Genomic DNA, 23,703 nt, shown 5'->3' with positions numbered 1-23,703 from the left:
TCGGGAGCTGACCGAATGACCCGCATCTTCCTCTTCTTCGCCGCATTCTGCGCGCTTGCCCTGCCCTCCACCGCGTCGGCAGAACGCGTGCGCGATATCGGCCAGTTCCAGTCGGTCCGTTCGAACCAGCTGACCGGCTATGGCATCGTCGTCGGGCTCGATGGCACGGGCGACGACAATTTCGCCTATGCTACGCAGGCCATGCGCGGCGTTTCGGGCCGTCTCGGCCTGCAGCTGCCGCCGGGGGTCAACCCGGCCCTGAAGAACGCCGCCGCCGTGCTCATCACCGCCGACCTGCCGGCGTTCGCAAAGCCGGGCCAGCGGATCGACATCACCGTATCGACCATCGGCAAGGCCAAGAGCCTGCGTGGCGGGGCGCTGATCCTGACGCCGCTCTATGGTGCCGATGGAGAGATCTATGCGATGGCACAGGGCAACCTGACCGTCGGGGGCCTTGGCATTTCGGCCAATGACGGATCGAAGCTGACCGTCAATGTGCCGACTGTCGGCCGCATTTCGGACGGAGCCAGCGTCGAACGCGCGGTCACCACCAATTTCGATTTCTCGGACGTGCTGCGCTGGAACATGTTCCACGCCGACTTCCTCACCATCAGCCGCGTGCGCGATGCGATCAACGACCGGTTCCCCGGCATGGCGCGGATCGAAGACGGCGTGACGCTCGCGCTGATGCTGCCGCCCGGTGCCGACACCCGCGCGACCATCATGGCCGAGATAGAGATGCTCGACATCACGCCCGCCGAACGTGCGGCCAAGGTGATCGTCAACAGCCGGACCGGCACCATTGTGATCTCCAGCGCGGTGCGCCTGGCGCCTGCTGCGGTGAGCCACGGCAGCCTGGTGGTGCGGATCGACGAGAACCCGACAATCGTCCAGCCCCAGCCATTCGCGAATGGTCGCACGGCATTGCAGCCGAACAGCAATATCGAAGCGCGCCAGAGCGGTGGCTACGTGACTCCGCTGCCCGCCGGCGCCAACCTGGCCGACGTGGTCGATGCACTCAACATGCTGGGCGCCAGCCCCGCAGACCTGGTCGCGATCCTCGAAGCCTTGAAGCAGGCCGGGTCGCTCACGGCGGAGGTGGTGGTGATATGACGCCGCTCGGCCCGACAGATTTCTCGCTGCTGCGCCAGCCCACTCCGGTGGGCGGGGAGCGCACCGGTGCGGCCGAGAACCGCGCCGAACTGCGCGAGGCCGCCCAGGCTTTCGAAGCGATCCTGCTGCGCCAGATGCTCGCGTCTGCCCGGTCGACCGATTTCGGCGGTGAGGATTTGTTCGAAGGCAGTGACGATACGTTTACTCAAATGCGCGATGAGCGCTTCGCGGACATCGCGTCGCAATCGGGACAGCTCGGGTTCGCGGACGCGATCGAGCGCCAGCTCGCGCGCTTCCTTCCGCACGATGAAACCTCCGGGGTAGAGCAGTAAATGGCTTCCGATCTCCTCTCCATTGGCGCGAGCGGCGCCCGCGCGGCACGCGGCGCGCTCGAAGTGACGGCGAACAACATCGCCAATGCTTCGACCGACGGCTACGTGCGCCGCAGCGTCCGGATCGAGGAGGTCTCGGGCGGGGCGATTGCAGGCCGTGGCAGCGATATTGCCGTATCGGGTTCGCGCGTAGGCGAGGTGCGCCGCAATGCCGACGCCTTCCGCCAGGCCGAGCTACGCCGCACGCAGGCCGATCTCCAGCGCGCGAATGTCGAGCTGGCGGGACTCCAGAACATCGAGTCCGCAGTCGAGCAGTCAGGCATCTTCAGCTCGATCGTCGAGTTCGAAGCCACGCTCCAGCAGCTTTCGGGCGATCCGACGGACAGCGCGCGCCGCGCGGCCGTGCTCGGCGAGGCGGAAACGCTCGCCAGCAAGTTCAACATCACGGCCGGCAGCCTTGCCTCGGTCGGTGAAGGCCTGCGGTTCAATGCCCTGGCCGACGTCGACAACATGAACACCTACGGCGCGGAGCTGGCGCGTGTGAACCTGCGTCTTGCCCGTTCGGGCGTCGGCAGCAACGATCAGGCCGCCCTGCTCGACCAGCGCGACAACCTGCTCGAGCGGATGAGCGCATTCGCCAGCATCACGACCACCTTCTCCGCCGACGGGACGGTTGCCGTAGGCGTCGGCCCTGCACCGGCAACCAGCTTCGTCAGTGGCGGAACCGCAGGCACGATGAGCGCGGCAATTGCGGCGGACGGCACGATGTCTTTTGCCATCGACGGCGCTGCGATCACGCCCGGGTCGGGCAGCCTCGCAGGTGCGTCGCTTGCGCTGACCGATCTTGCCGCAATGGGAACCCGGCTCGATACGGCAGCCGCGGCAATCGCCACGACCATCAATACCGCACAGGCCAACGGCGTTGCGCTTGACGGCAGTGCCGGTCAGCCGATCTTCAGCGGCTCGACCGCCGCCGACCTGCGTGTCGTGCTCACCAGCGGCGCTGGCATCGCGACGGCTCCGGCAGGGTCGGCCACGAACGAGCGCAATCAGCAGAACCTGATCGAAATGCGGCAGGCGCTTGCCACCGCCAACCCGGCCGAAACGGTCAACTCGATCCTGTTCGACATTTCGAGCAAGGTCGCCGGACGCACGGTTACGCAGAGCGCGCTTGAAACGATCGCTTCTTCGGCACGGATCGCGCTGGAAGAACAATCGGGCGTCGATCTCGACAACGAGGCGGCCAATCTCATCCGCTACCAGCAGGCATTCCAGGCTTCGGGCCGGGCAATGCAGGTGGCGAGCGACATCTTCGACACCTTGATAGGGATCGGCCGATGATCAACCTGAGCACCGGCGCATTCTACGAGCGCTCGACCACCCAGATCAGTTCTCTGCGCGCACGCGCCGAGACCCTGCAGAAGCAGATCGGCACGGGCGAAAGGCTGACAAAGTCTTCCGACGATCCCGTCGCCGCAGCGCGGCTCCGCATGCTCGATCGCGAAGAGCGGATCAGCAAGGTCGACACGCGCAATTCGCAGTCGGCGGAAAACAACCTGCAGTTCACCGACGAAGCTTTCGCCCAGATCGCCGTCATCATCAGCCGTGCGCGCGAACTATCGCTGCAGGCGTCCAGTGCGACCACCAGCGATAGCCAGCGCGCGTCGATCGCGACCGAGCTGGATGGCTTGCGCGAGAACCTGCTGGGCCTTGCGAATGGTCGCAATGCATCGGGCCACTCGCTGTTCGGCGGGCAGGCGATCGGCAATGCCTACGAGGTCGACGCAACCACCGGCGTCGCGACCTATGTCGGCACCGCCACGCTGGACTCAGTGGAGATCGGCGAAGGCCAGACCATCGTACCGGGCAATACCGGCCCGCAGGTGTTCAGCTTCGAAGATGCCAACGGCAACCAGACCGATATCTTCGCCGAACTGTCTGCGCTTGCCACCGCGCTTCGGGCCGGCGGCGAGACGGCCGCCGATGCCGGGCGCGACGGCCTGACCATGCTGGACGCCAGTTTCGACAAGGTGACGACCGCGCAGACCGTGCTCGGCTCTCGTCTCGCATGGCTCGAACTGATGACCGACCGGCGGACGGATAATCTCGAACGGATCGAGGACGAGCGCTCGGTCATGGGCGAAGCGGATCTCGCGGTGACCATGAGCCGCCTGCAGGAAATGCTGACCGTGCTCGAAGCGAGCCAGTCCAGTTTCGTGCGCCTTGCCAACCTTAACCTGTTTTCGATGCTGCGCTGATCGCGTGGGCCTGGGGGGAATTGAATAATGTACGCGATTATCGGCATCGTTGTCTTGCTGGTCCTGGTTTTCGGGGGCTTCGTGCTCAGCGGTGGCGCCATGGGCCCGGTGCTTCACGCCCTGCCTTACGAAATGCTCATCATCGGCGGCGCTGCGCTTGGCGCGACGATCGCCGGCAACTCGCTGCATCACCTCAAGGCCATCGGCGGCGCCTTCATGAAGATCTTCAAAGGCCCGCAGCACACCAAGCAGGATCATATCGATGCCATCGCGCTGACCACTCAGCTAATGAAAGTGCTCAAGACCGATGGGCCGGTTGCGCTGGAAAGCCACGTGAGCGAACCTGAAAACTCGACCATTTTCAGCGCCTATCCCAACCTGATGAAGAACAAGCCGCTGATCGGCCTGATCAGCGATACGCTGACCCTGCTGGTGGTCTCGTCCGGCACGCTCGATACCCACGCCGTCGAGGAAGTGATGGACAATGCGATGAAAACGCATTTCCACGAGCTGCACGAACCGCAGCACGCGCTCCAGTCGCTCGCCGACGCACTTCCCGCGCTGGGGATCGTCGCCGCCGTGCTCGGCGTCGTCAAAACGATGGGATCGATCAACAAGCCGCCCGAAATTCTCGGCAAGATGATCGGTGCCGCGCTGGTCGGCACCTTCCTGGGCGTGTTGCTGGCCTATGGCATCGTCGGCCCTCTTTCGAGCCGCCTGAAACAGGTGCTGGAACAGGACGAACAGATTTTCCATGCGGTCAAGCAGGTCATCATCGCCTCGCTCTACGGACATCCGCAACCCTTGGTGGTGGAGAGCGCACGCTCCGGCCTCGGACACGAAGTACGCCCGGGCCTGACCGAACTCCTCGACGCGCTGCGGGGCCGCTAGGATGCCCGCGAAGACGGGAGACAACTTGCCGCCCATCATCGTCAAGAAGGTGACGGTGATCGAAGGCGGGCACCACGGCGGGGCCTGGAAGGTCGCCTATGCGGACTTCGTGACCGCGATGATGGCGTTCTTCCTGCTGCTGTGGCTGCTGGGCGCGACGACGGAGGACCAGCGCAAGGGGCTGGCCGACTATTTCACGCCCACCCTGGTCAAGATCAAGGATAGCGGAGCGGGTGCGAACGGGTTGCTCAAGGGCGATTCGCTGACTTCGGTCGACGACTACCCCAACCGCCAGGGGCAGACCGGCAACAAGGGCATCACCATTCCCAAAGACGCCGTCGGCGGGCCGAAGGAAGCCGCGCGGATGATCGAACGGATCACTTCGCGGACCAAGGAACGGCTCGAGAAGGATCCCAGGCTCGCCAAGCTGATGAGCCAGATCAAGATGGTCGACACCACCGAAGGCGTGCGGATCGACCTGGTCGACGATGCCGACTTCTCGATGTTCAACCTCGGCACCACGGTGCTGACGCGCGAGGCGACCGAACTGCTCACGGCGATCGCGCTGGCGATCGAGCCGGAGGATCGCAAGATCATCGTGCGCGGCCATACCGACAGCCTGAAATGGAAGAGCCCCGGCCGGGTGAACAACTGGTCGCTTTCGGCAGGCCGTGCAGAGGCGACCCGCCAGACGCTGATGGTCGAAGGCATTCCCGATGGAAGCTTTCGTCGGATCGAAGGCGTTGCCGATACCGAGCTGCTGGTGAAGGACGACCCGTCCGATCCGCGCAATCGCCGGATCTCGATCGTCCTCGCGCACTGACCACCACCAGAAACGCCTCGCGCGAACAACGCGGTTAACGCATTGCCCGATTTCGCCCGTATTGCGGGGCGTGTCGAGCACGTTGTCCCAATTCGCCCCGCATCGTCGTAAAACGGATTGGTCAATCCGCACGGTAATCGTGTAAAGTAAATCCCGCAGCAGGGTGCACATGCCGATCGGCGTGTTATTGTGCGATTGTGGGGGTTTACGATGCTTAAATTGGTGTTCGCAGCTGGCCTGCCGGCAGGTGCCGCGTTTGCGGGCTCTGCTCCGCTCGCGGCGCAGGAGCCAGTACCGGCGCAGATCATCACTCAGTCTGGCCCAGGTTACTGGTATCCTGCCGCTGCCATGCGCAATGGAGAGCAGGGCCAGGTCGGTTTCAAGGTAGAAGTGGCAGAGGATGGACGGGCAGTCAGCTGCACCGTGACCGAGCCGAGCCCATCCGCCACGCTGAACAAGGCGACCTGCGAACAGTTTGTTCGATGGGCGCGGTTCGAACCGGCCACCGACGAGAGCGGGTCGCCCGTACCAGGTTCCTACAAAAGCAGGGTCGTGTGGATGATGCCGGTCGAAAATGTCAGCGGCGAGATGCCGTCGTCGACGAACCTTCCCTTCTCCGCCTACGCGAACGGGCGATCCAAGCTCGTGATCGGTTACAAGCTGACGATCGATCCTTCGGGATCGGCCACGTCGTGCGAGGTCGCCTATCCCTCGGGCGACGAAGGCTTCGATGCCGTCGTGTGCGACGCGATCATGGAGGTTGTGGCGGATACGCGCTTTACCGAGGGGTTCGACGACCTCGATGGCGAGCCGTTCATGCGTACATTCAAGAGCTCGGTCGTCTGGAACGACCCTGCGAGGTTCGATAAGAAGGACTGACGGGGCCCAACGACACGCCAAGGCCTTCGCACCGGACAAGCAAATGGCCCGCCGCTCGAAAGCGACGGGCCATCAGCCTTAGGTTGGTTGAAACTTACTTCTTCGGTCTTAGCGCAGCAGCGACAGGACGTTCTGCTGGCTCTGGTTCGCCTGGGCGAGCATCGCGTTCGACGCCTGGCCAAGGATCTGCGCCTTCGCGAGGGCAGTCGTTTCGGCCGAGTAGTCGGTATCTTCGATCCGCGAACGCGCATCGGAGAGGTTGGCGATGTTGTTGCTCAGGTTGGTGACAGCCGATTCCAGCTGGTTCTGCGAGGCACCCATGCCGGCGCGGAAGGTCGAAACCGCCTTGATCGCCGTGTCATAGTTGGCCAGCGTGGCGGTATCCGGGTTGGCAGTAACCGTGGTGATGTCGGTGTTGGCCGAGAGGCCACCCACGTTCAGGGTCACCGTGTCCGAAGCATTCGCACCGGCCTGGACGGTCAGCGTAGCAGCTGCGCCGCTGAACAGTGCGGTACCGTTGAACTGCGTGTCCGACAGGACCTTGCCGACCTGGGTGGCGAGCGCGTCCATTTCGGAGTTGATGTTCGCCTTGTCGTCGGCCGAGTAGGTGCCGTTGTCGTACTGGACCTTCAGTTCACGCATACGCTGGAACATGTTGGTCACTTCGGCCAGCGCGCCTTCGGCGGTCTGGGCCATCGAGATGCCGTCGTTGGCATTGCGGATGCCCTGGCTCATGCCACGGATCTGCGAGGTCATGCTGTTGGCAATCGCGAGGCCGGCCGCATCGTCCTTGGCCGAGTTGATGCGCTTGCCGGTGGAAAGACGTTCCATCGCGGTGCCCAGGGCCTTGTTGGCCGAGGCCGATGCATTGGCCGCCTTCATCGCGCTGATGTTGGTGTTGATAACGCTCATGTTCAAAGTCTCCCTGACATAAAAAACACACTGCCGTGGGTTGGATCGGTTCGCAGCAGCTGGGACACAGACCGGCAGGGAGCGAGCGAAGTTAAGGGCTCGGGGCAGAAAGATTTATCATATGGGTATTTTTACCAGTGGGGATTTCACTGGGACTAAAAGTAAGCACATCTTGCACGTCCACCGGCAAAAAGCTGCCTCAACGGATGACGTAATAGGGTTGAACGGGGTCGTCATGATTGGGGTTAACGAGACTGCGCGCTTTGCGCGCGAACATGGTGCGGTGGCATCGCGACTGACGGGGATTGCCACCTCGCTGTTCTTTGACCGGCCCGTGCAACTGGTCGATGGGAGCGATCCCAAGAGCACACATGAGGGCCGCACGATCATTGTCGAGCGTGGCGAGAGCAACGCGATCGAGATGGCGGGCAAGGGCGGAACCATCCGCTATAACGACCCGTCGGGCGAGACGACCACCGCCGCGCTGGTAGCGCTCCTTTGCGCCAATAGCGGCCCTGTAGCTGCCGATCCCGTGTCGCTTGCGGTCATCTCGCTGGCCGACCGGCTCGCCCAGACCGACATTCCCGTGCTGATCCACGGGCCGACCGGCACCGGCAAGGAAGTGCTGTCGAAGTTCATCCACCAGCGCAGCGATCGTGCGGACAAGCCGTTCATTGCGGTCAACTGCGCTGCGATCCCCGAAACAATGCTCGAAGCACTGCTGTTCGGGCACGAGAAAGGCGCCTTCACCGGCGCAAACGCGAGCGGCGAAGGATTCTTCCGTGCGGCCGATGGCGGCACGCTGCTGCTCGACGAAATCGCGGAAATGCCCCTGCCGCTGCAGGCCAAGCTGCTGCGCGCGCTGCAGGAAGGCGAAGTCGTGCCGATCGGTGCGACCAGCCCGGTCAAGGTCGATGTGCGGGTGATCGCCTGCGCCAACCGCGACCTGCCTGCCGAAGTGGCAGCCGGTCGGTTCCGGGAAGACCTTTTCTACCGCCTCAACGTGTTTCCGATGACGCTCAACCCGCTCGCCGAGCGGCCGGGCGACATCGCGCCGCTCGCCTTCGCGATGATCCTGCGTCACCACACCAAGGGCCAGCCCATTCCGTGGCTGTCCGAAAGTGCGCTCGCCGTGCTGCGCGCACACAAGTGGCCGGGCAATGTCCGCGAGCTGGAAAACGTGATCCGCCGCGCACTGCTGCTCGCATCGGGCAAGAGCGCGATCTGGACCGAACATATCGTGTTCGACACCGCGGTCCGTTCGGTTTCTGCTCAAGAGCGCACTGCACCGCAGGAAGAGCCTGCTTCGAAAGAAGACATGCTCGCCCGCAACAGCGTCTATGAAGTGAAGCCCGGCGGTGCCCGCAGGCTTTCCAAGATCGTGCGGGAATCGGAAGCAAACGCCATCATGCAGACGCTCGATGCCTGTAACGGCCGCCGCGCCGAAGCTGCGCGCCAGCTCGGCATCAGCGAACGCACGCTGCGCTATCGCCTCGCCTCGTTCCGCGAGGCCGGTATCGCGGTCGGAGGCGCACGATGAACCCCGTATCGGGAGCCGGCGGCGCCGGCATCAGCCAGGTGATGGCGCTGCGCCAGCAGATCATCGACCGTTCGTCGGTGCTGCAGGAACTGCACCAGGACAAGGCGGCTGCACCGACCGAAGCCAAGCCTGCCCAGGAAAACGGTGGATTTGCGGATTCGCTGCGCAGCGCGCTCGACGGCGTCAATGCCGCTCAGCAACGCTCGGGCGATATCACCGCCGCCTACGAGCGCGGCGAGGTCACCGATATCGCCAAGGTCATGCTCGCCCGCCAGGAAGCTGGCGTGGCGTTCGAAGCAACCCTGCAGGTGCGCAACAAACTGCTCAGCGCCTATCAGGAAATCATGCGGATGGGGGTCTGATAAATGGCTGGTCTGGTACCTGCTGGCGCGCCGCAAGGCGCGGCCCATCCTCCCGGACAGGGCTCGATCCTCGAACCGCTCACCTCGGGTAGCGGCAACATGGGTGAACGCGCGCGTGCCTTCGCTGCGCAGCCCGTGGTCAGGAAGGCCCTGCCGTGGTTCATCGGCATGGCCGGTCTCGGCGTTGCCGCCCTGCTATGGGCGACCCTCGCCCCGGGCCCGCAACGCGTGCTCTATTCCTCGCTCGACGATGCCAGCCGCGCCTCGGTGGTCGCGACGCTCGACCAGAACGGGATCGGCTACAAGATCAACAACAATACCGGCGCGCTGACCGTGAGCGAGGGCGATCTCTATCGCGCGCGCATGCTGGTTGCCGCCGACGGCTCGGTCGCCGCACCCGAAACCGGTTCGGACATGCTCGAAAGCCTGCCGCTGGGTGCCAGCCGCACGCTGGAGGGCGATCGCCTGCGCGCCGCGCAGGAACGCGAGCTGATGCTCACGATCAAGGAAATCGACGGGGTCGAGGCGGTGCGCGTGCATATCGCGAAGGCCGAACGCTCCGTCTTCGTGCGCGACGATGTGGCGCCTTCCGCCTCGATCATGGTGCGCATGGCATCGGGACGCCAGCTGGCGGATAGCCAGGTTGCAGCCATTGTAAACCTTGTCGCAGGGTCTGTTCCCGGGCTGTCGGTCGACGCGGTGCGCGTGGTCGACCAGCATGGCAAGCTGCTGACCGACAAGGGCACGGGCGCGAACAACGAACGGCTCGACCTGCAAACGCAGATGGAAGCCAAACTGACCGCGCAGGTCGACAGGCTGCTCGCCCCGATGATCGGCGCGAACGCCTTCTCCAGCCAGGTCCAGGTCGAGCTCGACATGAACGAGGTCACTTCGGCGCGCGAAAGCTACGACAAGGATGGCGTGGTCCGTCGCGAGACGACCCAGCAGACGTCCAGCTCGCAGGCGCCCGCCGCCGGCATTCCGGGCGCGACGGCCAATACGCCGCCCGCCGACGCGGAGCTGGCCGATCGTGCCCCGCAGGATACGCCGCCCGCCGAAGGCGCGCAAACGACGGGCGACAGCTCGGCGACGCGGACCTACGAACTGGGCCGTGAAGTCTCGGTCTCCAACCTCACGCCGGGCGCGCTCAAGCACGTTTCCGTCGCGGTGGCGATCGACAAGAACGCGATGGCCAATGCCAGCCAGGCCGATATCAAGAACATCGAAAAGCTGGTGTCCGCTGCTGTGGGTGCGCGCGAAGACCGCGGCGATACCGTAACCGTCATGGTCCGTCCCTTCTCCGAAGTGACGATGGAAGAGCCGCCCTTCTACGAAACCGGCTGGTTCGCGATGGTCGTGCGCAATGTCGTCGCGCTGCTGGCCGTGCTGCTGGTGCTGGTGCTGGGCGTGCGCCCTGCCCTCAAGATGTTCAAGTCAAAGGGTGGGAAGGCTGAAAAGGCCGCTGAAAATGCAAGCGATACCCCGCAGATCGCTGCACAAAGCGCCCAGTTCGATCGCGAAGGCCTGGATGCACAGATCCAGCTGGCGCAGCAGATTGCACGCGAGCAGCCCGAGGACGCCGTTATGGCGCTTCGCCGGATGCTGGCCGAGCCCGTAACAAGCGAGGTGGCACGATGAGCGACCTTTCCACCGCACCGGTCAGCGGCGGGATCGACCGCGCCGCGATCATGGTCATGCTCATGAGCGAAGAGGACGCCACCAGCATCCTTTCGCAGATGGAGCCCGACGAACTGCGCCAGCTGGCGGCACGCATGTGCACGCTGGGCGAGATCGATCCGCAATCCATTTCCGATGCGATCTCCGGCTTTTCGCGCTCTATCGATACGGGCACGATTCCGGCGCATGGCCGCGTCGACAGTGTGAAACGCATGCTCACAAGCGCGGTCGGCGACATGAAGGCCCACAGCCTGATCCGCCAGGTCGCCCCCGACCAGAAGGAAGAGCCCTCCCCCACGCTGGCCGTGCTGCGGTGGCTCGACCCGGAAGTGATCGCCGAAATGCTGGCAGAGGAGCATCCGCAGGCCATCGCCGTGCTGCTGCTCCAGCTGGATACGGATACCGCCGCCGCCACGCTCGCCGCGTTGCCGCGCGTATTGCACACGCCCGTCTTGCACAGGGTTGCGCGCCTTGGCCCGGTCTCACGCCAGGCCATCGCGATTCTGGAAGAAACGGTCGAGGGTATGATCCAGCAGCGCCACGGCTCGGTCCCGCTCACCATGGGCGGGGTCAAGGAAGCGGCCGAGATCATCAACCGCGCGCATCGCAGCGTGGAAAAGGAAGTGATGCCGAAGATCGGCAAGCTCGACAAGGTCCTGCATCAGCAGCTGGAACACGAGATGTTCAAGTTCGAGCACCTGTTCGTGCTCGACCCGAAGCAGATCGGCACGCTGCTGCGCGAAGTCGAGAGCGAAACGCTCATCAATTCGCTGCGTGGCCTTGGCGAAGAGGATCGCGAGATCTTCTACGGCGCCATGTCGACCCGCGCGGCGGATGGCCTGCGCGACGAGATCGATACGATGGGCCGCATCAAGCGCGCCGAGGTAGACTCCGCACAGCGCGAGGTGATCGCGGTTGCCAAGCGCCTGATCGCCGATGGCGAACTGATCATGGGCGAGGCCGATGACGACTACGTATAGGTTGCCGCTCACCGAACTGCGCGAGCGGCGCGGATTCACCCGCAATGTCGCGCTGCATGCCGGCCATGTGCCGACCGAACCGGCCGCACCTTCCGGCTCGGGCAAGGCAGACCCGGTTGCAGACGCCTATGCCCGCGGACGCGAAGAAGGTCGCCACGAAGCGCTTGCCGAAATGGCCGCGCAGCGCGCCGAAGAAGACGCCGCACGCGAGGCAATCACCCTCGCCTTCGCCAAGTTCGACGAAGAAAGCGGCAAGCAGCTGCGCGAACGGCTGCACCAGACCGTGCTGGCCCTGTGCGAAGACGCGGTCTTGCCGATGACGCTCGACACCGAAGGCCTGGCACGGCGTGTGGAAGCCGCCGCCACCTTGCTCCAGCGCAAGACAGACGAGCGGATCATCCGCCTCCACCCGAGCGACCATGCACTGGTCCTCCCGCTGGTCGATCCCTCGCTAACGCTGGTCCCCGATCCTAGTATCGAGCGCGGCGGGCTGAGGATCGATACAGACGACGGCGGGGTCGAGGATGGCCCGACGCAGTGGCGCCTGGCAATTGCCGAGGCGCTTTCCCAATGTTGAGTACGAAAGCGTGCTGAAGCTGTTCGACGAAACCCTTGGCGAATTTGCTCGCGGATCGGTCGATCTCGCGCCGCGTCGCTTCGGCCGCGTGGTCGCGTGCGACGGAGGTCTGATCGAGGTCAGCGGCCTCGGCGTGCCGATCGGCAGTGTCTGCTCGATCGTGCATGGCGGCGGGCAACAGCACCTTGCGGAGGCCATCGGCTTTCGCAACGGCCACACGATCATGATGATGCTCGGCGACACCGTATTGCTGCGCCCCGGCGCGATGGTGCGCCCCGAAGGCCGCCCGGGCATGGTCCGGGTCGGCAGGGAGTTTCTTGGCCGCGCGGTCGACGCCTCGGGCGAGCCGATCGATGGCGGCGGTCCGATCCACGCGACGCGCGAATGGCCCGCTGGCGGCTGGCGCACGGGCGCACTGGACCGCACCAGCGTGTCGCAGCCCTTCGATACCGGAATCCGTTCGCTCAACGCGCTGACCACCATCGGGGTCGGCCAGCGCGTAGGCATCATGGCAGGCTCGGGCGTCGGCAAATCGGTGCTGATGGACATGATCGTGGGCGGCGCGGAGGCAGATGCCATCGTGGTCGGCCTGATCGGTGAACGCGCGCGCGAAGTTTCCGACTTCGTCACCCGCCACATGAGCGGCCCGGCAGGTGCGCGCACCGCGATTGTCGCGGTTCCGGCGGATCATGCCGCCAACCTGCGGCTGCGCGGCGCGATGCTGGCGACCTCCATCGCCGAAGAGCTTCGTTCGCAGGGCAAGAAGGTGCTGCTGATCCTCGACAGCATGACCCGCGTGGCGCACGCCGCGCGCGAAATCGGCATGCTGCTGGGCGAACCGGGCGCCGCACGCGGATACCCGCCCTCGGCCCTCTCGACGATCACCAAGCTGATCGAACGTGCGGGTAATTCGGGCGAAACCGGCGGCGCAATTACCGGCATCTACACCGTACTTGCCGATGGCGACGACCAGAACGATCCGGTTGTCGATACGGCCCGCTCGATCCTTGACGGGCATATCGTCCTCTCGCGCGATATCGCGCAGCGCGGGCGTTACCCCGCAGTCGATGTGGGTGCATCGCTCAGCCGCGTGATGAACGATATCGTGCCACCCGCGCATGTGGTGGCGGCGCGCAAGTTCCGCGCACTGAACGCGGTCTACGAAGAAAACCGCGATCTGGTGCTAATGGGCGCCTATCGACCGGGGCAGGACGCCACGCTCGACAAGGCGATTGCGATGCACCAGTCGATGGCCGGGTTCCTCGGCCAGGATGTCGCCGAACATGTTCCGCTGTTCGAGGCTGTCGGGCAATTGCAGGAACTGATGGCGGATGACGCCTGAGCAGCGCCGCCTCAAACGCACCCGCCTGATCGAGCGTGTCCGCACGGTCGAACAGCGGCAGTCCGCCCTCGCCGCCGCCGAAGCCGAAGCCCAGCGCGCCCGGCTCGACGCGGTGTCGGCCAAGACCCGCGCGCTTGCCGCACATTATTCCTCCACCACGGATGCGGCTGATGCGCAGAGCCTTCGCCAGACGGGTGCGATGAGCAGCCACCTGCGCGATCTCAGCCATCTGGCGGAACGCCATGCGCAGGACGCACGCAGCCAGTCCGAAGCATCCATGGCCGCGCTCGCCAAGACCGAACGGCGCCGCCGCAAGGCGGAGGAAGAATATCGCGAAGCCGCGTCTGCCCTGCGAGGAAAACTCGCTGCGGGATAAGCAGTTGCGTGCTGAGGCTAGCGGTTGGCACGCATCTTGAATGGTTAGCTCCGATCAACCGACGGGGCCCCGATGACAGCGCTTTCTCTCAACCTCACTCCTGCACATTCCATCGACATTGCCGGTCTTCCGCTCGAGGGCCTTCCGCCGCTCGAAGCGGGGCGTACGCTGCCGCAAGCCTTCGCCGAACTGCTGAATAATTCGGGCCAATCCGCCGACCAGACGCCCGTCGATGGCGAGGGTGAGGGCATCGGGACGAAGGTGGACGGGTCCGAGACAGGTCAGGCCATTGCACCCGAAGGGCAAGCTCTCGCCAATGTCGTAAAGCCGCAAGTCACTTCCGTCGGTCGCCAGCCGATCGGATCGAAGGCCGAAGCGCCCGACAACGAACCGGCAGAGACCGGCAAAACCTTGCCGCCCGCACGGCCCGAAATTGCCGCCATGCGCTCGCCGGTACCCGGATCGAAACCAGGGGCAGACTTTCAGACAGGGGAAGCCCAGTCGGACCCCGCGACTAAGGATAGCGCGGCAGGAGCACCCCGGCCTATTGAACCCGATACCGTCCCTCTGGGTGCCAAAGAGGCCGGACCGGAAGTTGCGACCAAGACCGTCACGGTAGCGAGCGACACGCTTCTGGTCGCCAGCGCTGGCATCGCCGCTTCGCAGGCAGGAGTGGCTGCGGACCTCACCGCACAAGCGAAAGGACCGGCACGCTCCATCGCATCGGGCGCAAGCGCGGCACAGCCAACAGTGGCAGGAGCCGCTGTGCCAGGCATTGTCACGCCCGGAGCCGATCAGGATTTCTCCAACGCACAGCAGGGCGGCAGCAATGGCGGGCAGTCGGAGCAGCGCGCAGCGCACTCAGGTGCCGTCCAGTCGCGGACCATTGCGACCACGCAGGACGCTGCCCTTCCGTCCACTCCCCTTCAGGGTACCGGTTCTTCGGGCAACGCACCCGCAAGCCCCGCGCCTCAGGCTGCCGTCCCGCAAGGTGCGCTCGCTCAAGCCGCCTCCACACAAGAAGCGGCCCAGACCGGCATCAGCCTGCAATTGCGCGCCGCCGACAAGCCTGTGGCGGACATTGCGTCGCCCGCTTCGGCCAGCACCTTGTCGAGCGTATCGACATCGCTCGTAGCCACATCGTTTGGCAGCCAGCCGGCGGCTGCTTCATTCGCCGCCGCACCCCAGGCCGCAATGGCGCCGCAGTTTACGGAGCTGGCCGCACTGGTCGATCGCATCGAAGCGGCGCGCGCCAGCACGGGGAATGCCTCCGCCACGATTGCGCTCGCGCACAAGGAACTCGGCAACCTGGCGCTGACTTTCGAAACCAGCGGGCGCACACTCGCGGTCGAAGTCGCCGCGCAGGATAGCGAGACCCAGCGCTCGCTCGCCGCTGCGATTGCCAATGACCGGCCCCAGCTACGCACGGCCGAAACCCAGGCGCAGGCCCCAAGCTTGCAGAACCAGCTTGCCAGTTCGGCGCATGGCGGCAGCGGCGGCGACGCACGCGGCTCCGCAATGGCGGGCGACGCCCAGTCCGACCGGCGCGGCGACCCGCGAAACACCGGGAGGCAGGGCGGCTCCGGCGAGAGCCAGGCGCGCCCCGATCCGAAATCCGACGGCGGAATTTACGCCTGATTAACCATCACGACATAGACGGGATTAACCATGAGCAATGACGCTGAAACCACCGACGAAACGCCCAAGAAGAAGAAGGGTGGCTTCATGAAACTCCTGCTGGTCGGGCTGGTCCTGATCGGCGCAGGCGGCGGCGGTACCTATGCCGCCTTTGCCACCGGCATGATCGGTGGCGGGCACGAGGAAAATGAAGACAAGGGCCCCGAATACGTCCTGAAAGGCGAGGAAGATCCCTACGCCGTGAAGGGCGAAAAGGACGAAAAGGGCGGCAAGGTCGTCCACGGCAAGGGCGGTAGCAAATATCGCACCGCCTATTACGAATTCCAGCAGGAGTTCACCTCCAACCTCGCGGGCGGTGCCAACCTGATCCAGGTCAGCCTCGCCGCGTCGACTCACAAGGACGGGCGCGTGCTGATGTGGCTGCACGATCACGAGCTGTCGATCCGCTCGCGCATCCTGGTAGAGCTCGCCTCGACCGAGATGGGCGATGTTTCCTCTGCCGCAGGCAAGGTAAAGCTCCAGAAGCGCCTCACCGATGCGATCAACGAAGAACTGATCGCGCATGAGGGCTTCGGCGGGGTCGACAACGTCTACTTCCGGTCGCTCATCATCCAATGATCGAAGGCGCCGCCCCTACCGGCACCACGCGTGCCGCGCAGCACTGCGAAGAGCTGCTGGCGAATTCGCTCGAGACGGTCGACGTCGCGGGCGATTTTGCGCGGTTCGGCACGCGGCTGGCGCGCGCCTTGCAGCCGCGGCTCGCCGCGCTGTTCGACGTGCGCAAGCTCGAAACCGAACTGGCCGACACCTCTTCGTGCAGCGTCGAAGACCTGCCGCAGGCGTTGGGCGATAAGATGCACCACGCGCGCTTTGCCCTGCCCGGCAAGGGGCTCGGCATCCTTGCCAGTGCAAGGGTCAGCGCCGTGATCGGTGAATTCGATCGCATGCTCGGCGGCGATGGCGAAGGCCCGCCCGAAGCAGCGGTACTGCCCAGCTCGGCCAACCGCTTTGCCTGCCAGATCGAAGCCGAACTGCTCGATGCCTGTGTCGAAGCCACCGGGCGCGGCGACCTCTCGGTTTCGGATCGCGGCAGCGACCTGGGCGAGATCGTACCGGCAGGTGCGCGATCCGACATTCACACCGCGACGATCGAAGTCAGCCGTCCCGGCCTGCCGAAACTGGTGCTGACTTTCAGCACCTGCGAGGCGAGCTTCGTCCAGTTCGCAGGCGGCGAGGCTCCGGTAGGCAAGCCGGTTCGCCGCAGCATCGGCCAGGGCGGGATCGACAATTCCGCCATCGGCCAGGTCGAGCTGTCGACCACCGCCACGCTCGTCGACATGGCAATACCGCTGCACCGCATCGTCGCCTTGCAGGTCGGCGCCATGCTGCCGGTGCCGATCCAGCGCAGCGTGCCGCTCTCCATTTCGGACATCACCATCGCCCGCGGGACCGTGGGCACGCTCGACGATCGCGTCGCGCTCGAAATTCTCCAGATCGCTTTCACGAGGGATAGTTAAGCCATGACCATGCCATTCGATGGCCTCGGCCTGATTCAGGAAATCGACGTTCGCCTGACGGTCGAACTCGGCCGCAAGAACCTCCCCTTGCGAGAAATCCTCGCACTTGGAGAGAACAGCGTGGTCGAGCTGGACCGGCTGACCGACGAACCGCTCGACATCATGGTCAATGGTCGCCTGATCGCGCGCGGCGAAGTGGTGGCGCAGGGCAATCGCTTCGCGATCCGCATCCTCGAACTGGTCGGGCCCAGCGCATCGGGTGCATCGCCGGCAGCGGCGCCGATGGCCGCACCGCAAATGGCCGCGCCAGACGCCCAGCAGCCGGTCGAGGACCGCCGCGCACCGCCGCCGACCGTGGAACAGATCTGATGCTCCTCTACATCCTCAAACTGCTGATCCTCCTGCCGCTGATCGGCGGCATGATCTGGGGCAGCCTGAAACTGGCCAAGCGGATGCAGGGCCAGCTGGGCGGGCCGACCGGCGGTGGCGAGAAAGCCGTGCGCGTGGTCGAGACGACCATGCTCTCGCCCACGTTGCGCCTCGCGGTGATCGAATTTCACGGACGCGAAATCCTCGTTTCGACCTCCAAGGGCGGGCTGACCCGCTTGGCCGAGGCACCGGCACGGCCCAAGCCGGCCGCTACCGATCCTGCCACCGACATTCTGGAGGACGCGGCGTGATCGCACGTCTTGCGAAGTGGGCCGCCGCATTCGGCGCGCTCGCCTACACCACTGCCGCTTCCGCTGCAGCTGCCGCCCCTACCGACAGCGCCACGGCTGGCGCGCTCGACCGGGCGTTCGGCGAGCTTGGCGGCGCTGGCGGAGAACCGCTGAGCCTTTCGCTCCAGCTGCTCCTCATCATGGGGCTGCTGACGATCCTGCCCGCGATGCTGCTGATGATGACCAGCTTCACACGCATCATCGTGGTGCTGGCGATCCTGCGGCAGGCGCTGGGCCTGCAGCAATCCCCGCCCAACCAAGTGCTGATCGGGATTTCGCTGTTCCTCTCGCTGTTCATCATGGCGCCCACGCTCGACCGGGTGAACACCGCCGCGATCGAGCCCTATTCCGCCGGAGAGATCAACGCGGAGGTCGCGATCGAACGCGCCGGGGGCGAGTTCCACAAGTTCATGATCAAGCAGACGCGCGAGAACGACCTGCGGATGTTCGCCGACATCGCCGATGCACCCAAATTCGAAAGCCCGCAGGACGTGCCCTTCTCTATCCTGCTGCCCGCCTTCGTGACCAGCGAGCTGAAAACCGCATTCCAGATCGGCTTCATGCTGTTCCTGCCCTTCCTCGTCATCGACCTCGTCGTGTCGTCGGTGCTGATGAGTCTGGGTATGATGATGATGAGCCCGATGCTCGTCTCGCTCCCCTTCAAGCTGCTGCTGTTCGTCCTTGTCGACGGGTGGTCGCTGCTGATGGGGTCCCTCGCCTCAAGTTTCGTGTGACCTAGACCATGGATGAAATGTCCCTCCTCCTTTCCATGGCCGACCGGATGCTGTGGACCACCGCGCTGGTCGCTGCGCCGATCCTGCTCGCGGCACTGGGCCTCGGCCTCGTGATCGGCCTGATCCAGGCGGCAACCTCGGTGAACGAGCAGACGCTGACCTTCGTGCCAAAGCTGGGCGCGGTCGCCTTCGTGCTCGTGGTCTTCGGCGCCTCGATGATGGCGCTGGTGACCGACTTCACGCAGGATATCTTCGTCGAGATCGCGCAGATCGGGGACTAGGCAGCCATGGTGGCGCTGGATTTCGGGCTTGGTGGACTGGAGGGGGACCTCTGGCGTGTCGTCTTCCTGATGACGCGCATTGGCGCCGCGCTGCTCGCCGCACCGTTCTTCGGCGCATCGAACATCCCCGTCATGGTGCGCGTCTCCTTCACCGGGGCGATGGCGATCTTCACCTCGATCTGGCTGCCGGATATCGCCACGCCCGAAGCGCTGCTGACGCTCGAAGGGATGCTTGCGCTGGCAGGCGAAGCGCTGATCGGCCTGATGCTGGGCTTCGTGCTGCAGCTGGCCTTTGCCGCACCGACCATCGCCGCCGAAGTGATCGGTGGTGCGATGGGGATGAGCATGGCGCAGACCACCGATCCCGGCACCGGCGGCACCACCACCGCCTTTGGCCAGTATTTCATCATCGTCCTGACGCTGATCTTCCTCGCCACAGGCGCGCACCTGCACTGGATCGCGCTGGTGACCGAAAGCTATCGCGCCTTCCCGCCGGGCGAAACCTGGCTCGGTCCCGAACGGTTCGAAGCGATTGCCGGCTTCGGCGGGGCGCTGTTCGAAACCGCCTTGCGCATTGCCCTGCCCGTCACGCTGATCCTGTTGCTGGTGCAGATCGTCACCGGCATCCTCAGCCGCTCGGCACCCTCGCTCAACCTCTTCGCGCTCGGCCTGCCGGCAGGCGTGCTGGCAGGAATTGCCGCGCTGATCATCGCCGCGCCGCTGATCTACGACCAGTTTACCGACCTGGTCGAGGTGGCGCTGGGCCAGGCGGAAAGCGTGGTGACGCCATGAGCCAGGACACCGCAGGCGAAAAGACATTTGCACCAACCGAGAAGCGGCTGCGCGATGCCGCGAACAAGGGCGATGTGCTACGCTCCAAAGATTTGGGGACAGCGGTCGTCATGTTGGTGGGCGCCGCATGGCTGGCGTTTGGCGGGCCATGGCTGATCGGCGATATGTCCAGCCTGCTGCGTGAAAGCTTCCAGTTCGATTCGGGCGAGATTGCCGATTTCCGCCCCGACCAGCTGATGATGCAGGGGCTCAGGACCACACTCCCGCCGATTTTCGCGCTGGCGGTGCCCGTCATCCTGGTGACGCTGGCCAGCCAGCTCGCCTTCGGCAAGGGCCGGTTCGTGGCCAAGAACCTGGAGTTCAAGCACACCCGCATCAATCCCCTGTCGGGCCTCAAACGCATGTTCGGGCCGAACGGCCTGATCGAGATGGGCAAGGGCATCCTCAAGATCGTGCTGCTGGGCGCAATCGCCGGCCTGTGGTGGTATTATTCCTACGAAAACCTGCTCGGGCTCGGGCGTGGCAATCTCTCGGCCCAGCTGACGACCGCATGGTCCTCCATCATTTCTCTGTTCGTCTGCCTGTGCGGGGGGCTGATCGTGATCGCGGCGGTCGACCTGCCGATCCAGTGGGTCCGCCGGAACAAGAAGCTCAAGATGAGCCACCAGGAAATGAAGGACGAGAACAAGGAAAGCGAAGGCTCGCCCGAAGCAAAGGCGCAGCGGCGCCAGCGCCAGCGCGACATTGCCGCAGGCTCGGTTTCCGGCGCGATGCGCGAAGCGCAATTCGTGATCACCAACCCGACGCACTTTGCCGTCGCGCTGACCTACGATCCCGAAAAGGCCTCCGCCCCCATCGTGCTGGCCAAGGGCCGCGGCGACAAGGCGCTGGCGATGAAGGAGTTGGCAGCGGAATTCGGCCTGCCGACGCTCGAATACCCGCAGCTAGCCCGCTCGGTCTATTTCACCAGCCGCGAACGCCAGATGATCTGCGAGGATCTGTACGGCGCGATTGCCGCGGTGCTCGCCTATGTCCTCTCGCTCAAGCGCGGGGAACTGCCGCCCCTGCCCGCGATCGAAGTGCCCGTGGCGCTGCGCTTCGATGCCGATGGGCGCCTGTAAATAAGGTCCTTTTTGAGAGTTCGCATTCGCGATCTCCATCCTCCACCCACCTCCCCACCCGGCCACCAATGATCCCATCAGGCTATGGTGGCCGGGCGGGGAGGTGGGTGGACGGCTGCCGCTTGGCAAACCCGAGAGGAGAGGCGGGAGGTCTGACGATAATCCTTCCGATTCTGCCTTAAAAACGAATGCACCCGCGCCGTTCTAACTCCCGATGACAACGAGCAATTCCATAGGATCGTCGATCGCCAGCACGCTTGGCGCAGGCAGCGGGGTCGATATGGTCGCGCTGGCCGAAGACCTGGCGCGCGCGCAGTTCGAGAATCGCCAGGTCCGGCTTGAGACCAAGTCCGAACTGGTCGAGCGGCAGATTTCGCTCGCCTCGACCTTGCGCAACCTGCTGTCGACCTTCGCCTCCTCGCTGGGAGAACGCGTCCGGGAAGGCGATCTGTCGGCCCAGCCGACCATTGCCAACGCATCGGTCGCCAAGGTCAGCGCGCCCCTTGGCACTTCGGGCAAGGGCACCTACTCGCTCGAAGTCACGCAGCTCGCCAAGGCGCAAACGCTGGCCGGGCCTGCCTATACCGCATCGACCGACACGGTCGGCGCGGGCACGCTGACGATCCGTTTCGGCCAGACCGACAATTCGACCTTCGCCGCCGATGCCGCAAAAAGCCCGATCGACATCACGATCGCGCCCGGTGCCACGCTGGCGGAGGTGGCGACGGCGATCAACGCCAAGAATGCGGGCGTGACAGCCTATGTCTCGCAGACCACCAGCGGCGCGCAGCTGGTCCTCAAAGGGCCCGAAGGCCTGCAGAACGGTTTTGTGGTGGAAGCGACCGAAGACGGCGCCAATCCCGGCCTTGCCAACCTCGCATGGTCGCCCGGTGACGATCCCGCGCGCCTGCTCACCACATCGGTCGATGCGCAATACAAGCTCGATGGGCTTTCGCGTAGCAGCGCCAGCAACAAGATCGAAAGCGCGGCTCCCGGCCTGTCGCTCGACCTGACCGGCACCAATGCGGGCGCCCCGACCACCATCGGTTTCGGCGACCCCAAGGCGGCAGTCTCCAGTGCGATGAACGATATCGTCGGCGCGCTGAACGAGATCGCCGCCGAGCTGAACGCGGCGACCGACCCGCTGAATGGAGACCTTGCCCGCGACTATGGCGCGCGTGCACTGCGCCGCGAATTTTCCGCGCTCGGCAGCAAGGTCATCATGCCCAACGCGCCCGATGGCGCCCCGCGCACGCTTTCCGAACTCGGCGTTGCGATCCAGCGCGACGGGACCTTCAAGCTCGACAGCGCGCGGCTCGAACAGGCGCTGACCGATTACCCGGAAGATGTCGCCGCGATGTTCACGCCGGGCCTGTACGGCATCTTCGCGACAATCGACGGAATCTCGCGCAGCAATGCGATCCAGTCCGATCCCGGCTCGCTGGCCGGATCGGTCGCGCGTTACACCAGCCAGTCGCAGGCGATCAGCGAAGACCTGACCGAACTGGCGGAAAAGCAGGAAAAGCTTCGCGCTTCGATGGTCGCGCGCTTCTCCGCATCGGATTCGCGCGTCTCGGCAGCCCAATCCACCCTGTCATTCCTGCAGTCGCAGATTGACGCCTGGAATGCGCAGAAGAGCTGATCGTGCTGGCTCTCAACGAACCTCGCGCTGCCTATCAGCAAAGCAATTTCGACGCGCGCGTCAAAGGCGGGACCTCGCAGGATATCGTGGTCTATTGCCTGGACGAGCTCGCCCTGACGATTGGCATGCTGCGGCAGGCGGACGTGCGCGGCAATCGCGCGGGGCGCAGCGAGGCGATCACGCGCGGCATCGCGATCCTGACAGCACTCGAAATGGGCGTCGACCGTGACACCGAACTCGCGGCCAGCCTGCTCCATTTCTACGAAGGATCGCGGCGCCTGCTGCTAGGCTCGATCAGCACGACCCAGGTCGAAGCGATCGAAACCCTGCGTGCCGACGTCATGGAAATCCGGGATGCCCTGAAGCTTGCCCGCAATACGGCGGACTGATCGCCCACGCATTTTCCGAAAAGAGACGACCCGATTCTCTCACGGATTGACAAACCGCCTCGCGATCTTGGACAAGGTCGAACCAAGAGCTTGAAGAAGTTGGGTTTCCCTTCGCCACCGATTGGGACCGGATAGTCTTCGGGCGGGCAACGGGGCAGGCATGAACACCATTTTCGTGATCGATTCTCATGCCGAGCGGCGTGCAGAAGTGTGTCGCGTATTGCTTCAGGGCGATCGCCACGCCGAACCCTTCGAGACATGCGAAGAATTCCTGGCCTTCAGCCGGTCGGACGGGCTGGCGCTGGTGCACGACGAGGATGGAGCCGCAATCCGCCTGAGCGAAAAGCTGGAGGCCGATCCTCGCATGGTACCCCTCATCGGGTTCGATGCCTCGCCGCAACTGGCAAGCGTGGTCGCAGCGATGCAGGCCGGTGCAGTGAGCTATCTTGCCTGGCCATTCACCTTGCAGGAGTTCGAGACCGAAATAGATCGGATCGACGCGGGCGTGCGCGAGGAAACGGACCGCAAACGGCGTACCGCCCACGCCAGGTCGCTATTGGCCAGCCTGACCGGGCGCGAAAAGGAAGTGCTGGTCAGCCTCATCTCGCACGGCACCAACAAGGCCATCGCCAAGCAGCTCGATATCAGTCCGCGCACGGTCGAGAAATATCGTGCGGCGATTCTCGTCCGGCTCGGCGTGGCCAACAGCGCGCAGGCCATCCGTGTGGCGGTGGAAGGCGGCGCGTTCGACGATACGGCGATCGATCCCGGCAATCATGATGATGACGCGATGATCCGCTGACGCGCG

General features: G+C 64.7%; 27 protein-coding genes. 26 read left to right on the top strand and 1 reads right to left on the bottom strand.

Going from position 1 to position 23,703, the window contains the following annotated elements; all coding sequences use genetic code 11:
* Window positions 1-15 precede the first annotated feature (15 nt).
* The 7 genes from ACEQXE_RS13520 (at window position 16) to ACEQXE_RS13490 (ending at window position 6,296) form a co-directional block, all read left to right on the top strand.
* Entirely contained in the window at window positions 16-1,113 is a 1,098-nt protein-coding gene (locus tag ACEQXE_RS13520; protein ID WP_370180087.1) for a flagellar basal body P-ring protein FlgI, read from the top strand.
* Window positions 1,110-1,445 (top strand): rod-binding protein, encoded by a 336-nt coding sequence (locus tag ACEQXE_RS13515; RefSeq protein WP_370180086.1) that lies wholly within the window; start codon window positions 1,110-1,112, stop codon window positions 1,443-1,445. The genes ACEQXE_RS13520 and ACEQXE_RS13515 overlap by 4 nt, the downstream gene beginning before the upstream one ends.
* A complete protein-coding gene (flgK, locus tag ACEQXE_RS13510) occupies window positions 1,446-2,786 on the top strand; it encodes a flagellar hook-associated protein FlgK (protein ID WP_370180085.1) in 1,341 nt (446 codons plus the stop codon). It begins immediately after the preceding gene.
* Window positions 2,783-3,703: a flagellar hook-associated protein FlgL gene (gene flgL, locus ACEQXE_RS13505; protein ID WP_370180084.1), complete on the top strand. Its 921-nt coding sequence runs from the start codon at window positions 2,783-2,785 to the stop codon at window positions 3,701-3,703. Before flgK ends, flgL begins: the two co-directional genes overlap by 4 nt.
* Window positions 3,704-3,730: 27 nt before the next feature.
* Window positions 3,731-4,594, top strand: coding sequence for a flagellar motor stator protein MotA (motA, locus tag ACEQXE_RS13500; RefSeq protein ID WP_370180082.1), 864 nt, complete (start codon window positions 3,731-3,733; stop codon window positions 4,592-4,594).
* Window position 4,595: 1 nt separating this feature from the next.
* Window positions 4,596-5,417: a flagellar motor protein MotB gene (locus ACEQXE_RS13495; RefSeq protein WP_370180080.1), complete on the top strand. Its 822-nt coding sequence runs from the start codon at window positions 4,596-4,598 to the stop codon at window positions 5,415-5,417.
* Between the two features lie 210 nt (window positions 5,418-5,627).
* Window positions 5,628-6,296, top strand: coding sequence for a TonB family protein (locus ACEQXE_RS13490; protein ID WP_370180078.1), 669 nt, complete (start codon window positions 5,628-5,630; stop codon window positions 6,294-6,296).
* A 108-nt stretch (window positions 6,297-6,404) separates the two neighbouring features.
* On the opposite strand, the gene ACEQXE_RS13485 is transcribed toward ACEQXE_RS13490, so the two are convergent.
* A complete protein-coding gene (locus ACEQXE_RS13485) occupies window positions 6,405-7,208 on the bottom strand; it encodes a flagellin (RefSeq protein WP_370180076.1) in 804 nt (267 codons plus the stop codon).
* Window positions 7,209-7,443: 235 nt separating this feature from the next.
* On the opposite strand from ACEQXE_RS13485, the gene ACEQXE_RS13480 reads away from it, so the two are divergent.
* The 19 genes from ACEQXE_RS13480 to ACEQXE_RS13390 all read left to right on the top strand — a co-directional run bounded on the left by ACEQXE_RS13480 (window position 7,444) and on the right by ACEQXE_RS13390 (window position 23,697).
* On the top strand, window positions 7,444-8,748 hold the full coding sequence (locus ACEQXE_RS13480) for a sigma-54 interaction domain-containing protein (protein ID WP_370180074.1): 1,305 nt from the start codon (window positions 7,444-7,446) through the stop codon (window positions 8,746-8,748).
* Window positions 8,745-9,110 carry a flagellar hook-basal body complex protein FliE gene (gene fliE, locus ACEQXE_RS13475; RefSeq protein WP_370180072.1) on the top strand — a complete coding sequence of 122 codons (366 nt, stop codon included), beginning with the start codon at window positions 8,745-8,747 and terminating at the stop codon, window positions 9,108-9,110. Before ACEQXE_RS13480 ends, fliE begins: the two co-directional genes overlap by 4 nt.
* A 3-nt stretch (window positions 9,111-9,113) precedes the next feature.
* Window positions 9,114-10,748 carry a flagellar basal-body MS-ring/collar protein FliF gene (gene fliF / locus ACEQXE_RS13470; RefSeq protein ID WP_370180070.1) on the top strand — a complete coding sequence of 545 codons (1,635 nt, stop codon included), beginning with the start codon at window positions 9,114-9,116 and terminating at the stop codon, window positions 10,746-10,748.
* Window positions 10,745-11,767 carry a flagellar motor switch protein FliG gene (locus tag ACEQXE_RS13465; RefSeq protein WP_370180068.1) on the top strand — a complete coding sequence of 341 codons (1,023 nt, stop codon included), beginning with the start codon at window positions 10,745-10,747 and terminating at the stop codon, window positions 11,765-11,767. The genes fliF and ACEQXE_RS13465 overlap by 4 nt, the downstream gene beginning before the upstream one ends.
* On the top strand, window positions 11,751-12,344 hold the full coding sequence (locus ACEQXE_RS13460; RefSeq protein ID WP_370180066.1) for a FliH/SctL family protein: 594 nt from the start codon (window positions 11,751-11,753) through the stop codon (window positions 12,342-12,344). The genes ACEQXE_RS13465 and ACEQXE_RS13460 overlap by 17 nt, the downstream gene beginning before the upstream one ends.
* A gap of 10 nt (window positions 12,345-12,354) precedes the next feature.
* Complete coding sequence (locus tag ACEQXE_RS13455) at window positions 12,355-13,686, top strand: FliI/YscN family ATPase (protein WP_370180116.1); 1,332 nt, start codon at window positions 12,355-12,357, stop codon at window positions 13,684-13,686.
* Window positions 13,676-14,062, top strand: a complete 387-nt coding sequence (locus ACEQXE_RS13450; RefSeq protein WP_370180064.1) for a hypothetical protein — start codon at window positions 13,676-13,678, stop codon at window positions 14,060-14,062. Before ACEQXE_RS13455 ends, ACEQXE_RS13450 begins: the two co-directional genes overlap by 11 nt.
* 72 nt (window positions 14,063-14,134) lie before the next feature.
* A complete protein-coding gene (locus tag ACEQXE_RS13445; RefSeq protein WP_370180062.1) occupies window positions 14,135-15,700 on the top strand; it encodes a hypothetical protein in 1,566 nt (521 codons plus the stop codon).
* 30 nt (window positions 15,701-15,730) lie between these two features.
* The gene (fliL, locus tag ACEQXE_RS13440) at window positions 15,731-16,318 is read left to right on the top strand and encodes a flagellar basal body-associated protein FliL (RefSeq protein ID WP_370180060.1); all 588 of its coding nucleotides are present in this window, start codon (window positions 15,731-15,733) and stop codon (window positions 16,316-16,318) included.
* A complete protein-coding gene (locus ACEQXE_RS13435) occupies window positions 16,315-17,217 on the top strand; it encodes a FliM/FliN family flagellar motor C-terminal domain-containing protein (RefSeq protein WP_370180058.1) in 903 nt (300 codons plus the stop codon). Before fliL ends, ACEQXE_RS13435 begins: the two co-directional genes overlap by 4 nt.
* Before the next feature lie 3 nt (window positions 17,218-17,220).
* The gene (gene fliN / locus ACEQXE_RS13430) at window positions 17,221-17,586 is read left to right on the top strand and encodes a flagellar motor switch protein FliN (protein WP_370180055.1); all 366 of its coding nucleotides are present in this window, start codon (window positions 17,221-17,223) and stop codon (window positions 17,584-17,586) included.
* Window positions 17,586-17,897, top strand: a complete 312-nt coding sequence (locus ACEQXE_RS13425; protein ID WP_370180054.1) for a flagellar biosynthetic protein FliO — start codon at window positions 17,586-17,588, stop codon at window positions 17,895-17,897. The genes fliN and ACEQXE_RS13425 overlap by 1 nt, the downstream gene beginning before the upstream one ends.
* Window positions 17,894-18,670: a flagellar type III secretion system pore protein FliP gene (gene fliP, locus ACEQXE_RS13420; RefSeq protein ID WP_370180053.1), complete on the top strand. Its 777-nt coding sequence runs from the start codon at window positions 17,894-17,896 to the stop codon at window positions 18,668-18,670. Before ACEQXE_RS13425 ends, fliP begins: the two co-directional genes overlap by 4 nt.
* 8 nt (window positions 18,671-18,678) lie before the next feature.
* Window positions 18,679-18,951: a flagellar biosynthetic protein FliQ gene (locus ACEQXE_RS13415; protein ID WP_370180052.1), complete on the top strand. Its 273-nt coding sequence runs from the start codon at window positions 18,679-18,681 to the stop codon at window positions 18,949-18,951.
* A gap of 6 nt (window positions 18,952-18,957) precedes the next feature.
* Entirely contained in the window at window positions 18,958-19,743 is a 786-nt protein-coding gene (gene fliR / locus ACEQXE_RS13410; protein ID WP_370180049.1) for a flagellar biosynthetic protein FliR, read from the top strand.
* The gene (locus tag ACEQXE_RS13405) at window positions 19,740-20,864 is read left to right on the top strand and encodes a flagellar biosynthesis protein FlhB (protein ID WP_370180047.1); all 1,125 of its coding nucleotides are present in this window, start codon (window positions 19,740-19,742) and stop codon (window positions 20,862-20,864) included. The genes fliR and ACEQXE_RS13405 overlap by 4 nt, the downstream gene beginning before the upstream one ends.
* 214 nt (window positions 20,865-21,078) lie before the next feature.
* Window positions 21,079-22,506: a flagellar filament capping protein FliD gene (gene fliD / locus ACEQXE_RS13400; RefSeq protein ID WP_370180045.1), complete on the top strand. Its 1,428-nt coding sequence runs from the start codon at window positions 21,079-21,081 to the stop codon at window positions 22,504-22,506.
* Window positions 22,507-22,508: 2 nt separating this feature from the next.
* Window positions 22,509-22,895, top strand: a complete 387-nt coding sequence (gene fliS / locus ACEQXE_RS13395) for a flagellar export chaperone FliS (RefSeq protein ID WP_370180043.1) — start codon at window positions 22,509-22,511, stop codon at window positions 22,893-22,895.
* Between the two features lie 160 nt (window positions 22,896-23,055).
* Window positions 23,056-23,697, top strand: coding sequence for a response regulator transcription factor (locus ACEQXE_RS13390; protein ID WP_370180041.1), 642 nt, complete (start codon window positions 23,056-23,058; stop codon window positions 23,695-23,697).
* Window positions 23,698-23,703: the final 6 nt, after the last annotated feature.

Source organism: Alteriqipengyuania sp., from assembly GCF_964222115.1.
Classification (GTDB): domain Bacteria; phylum Pseudomonadota; class Alphaproteobacteria; order Sphingomonadales; family Sphingomonadaceae; genus Alteriqipengyuania.
This window is presented reverse-complemented; position numbering and strand designations above follow the sequence as displayed.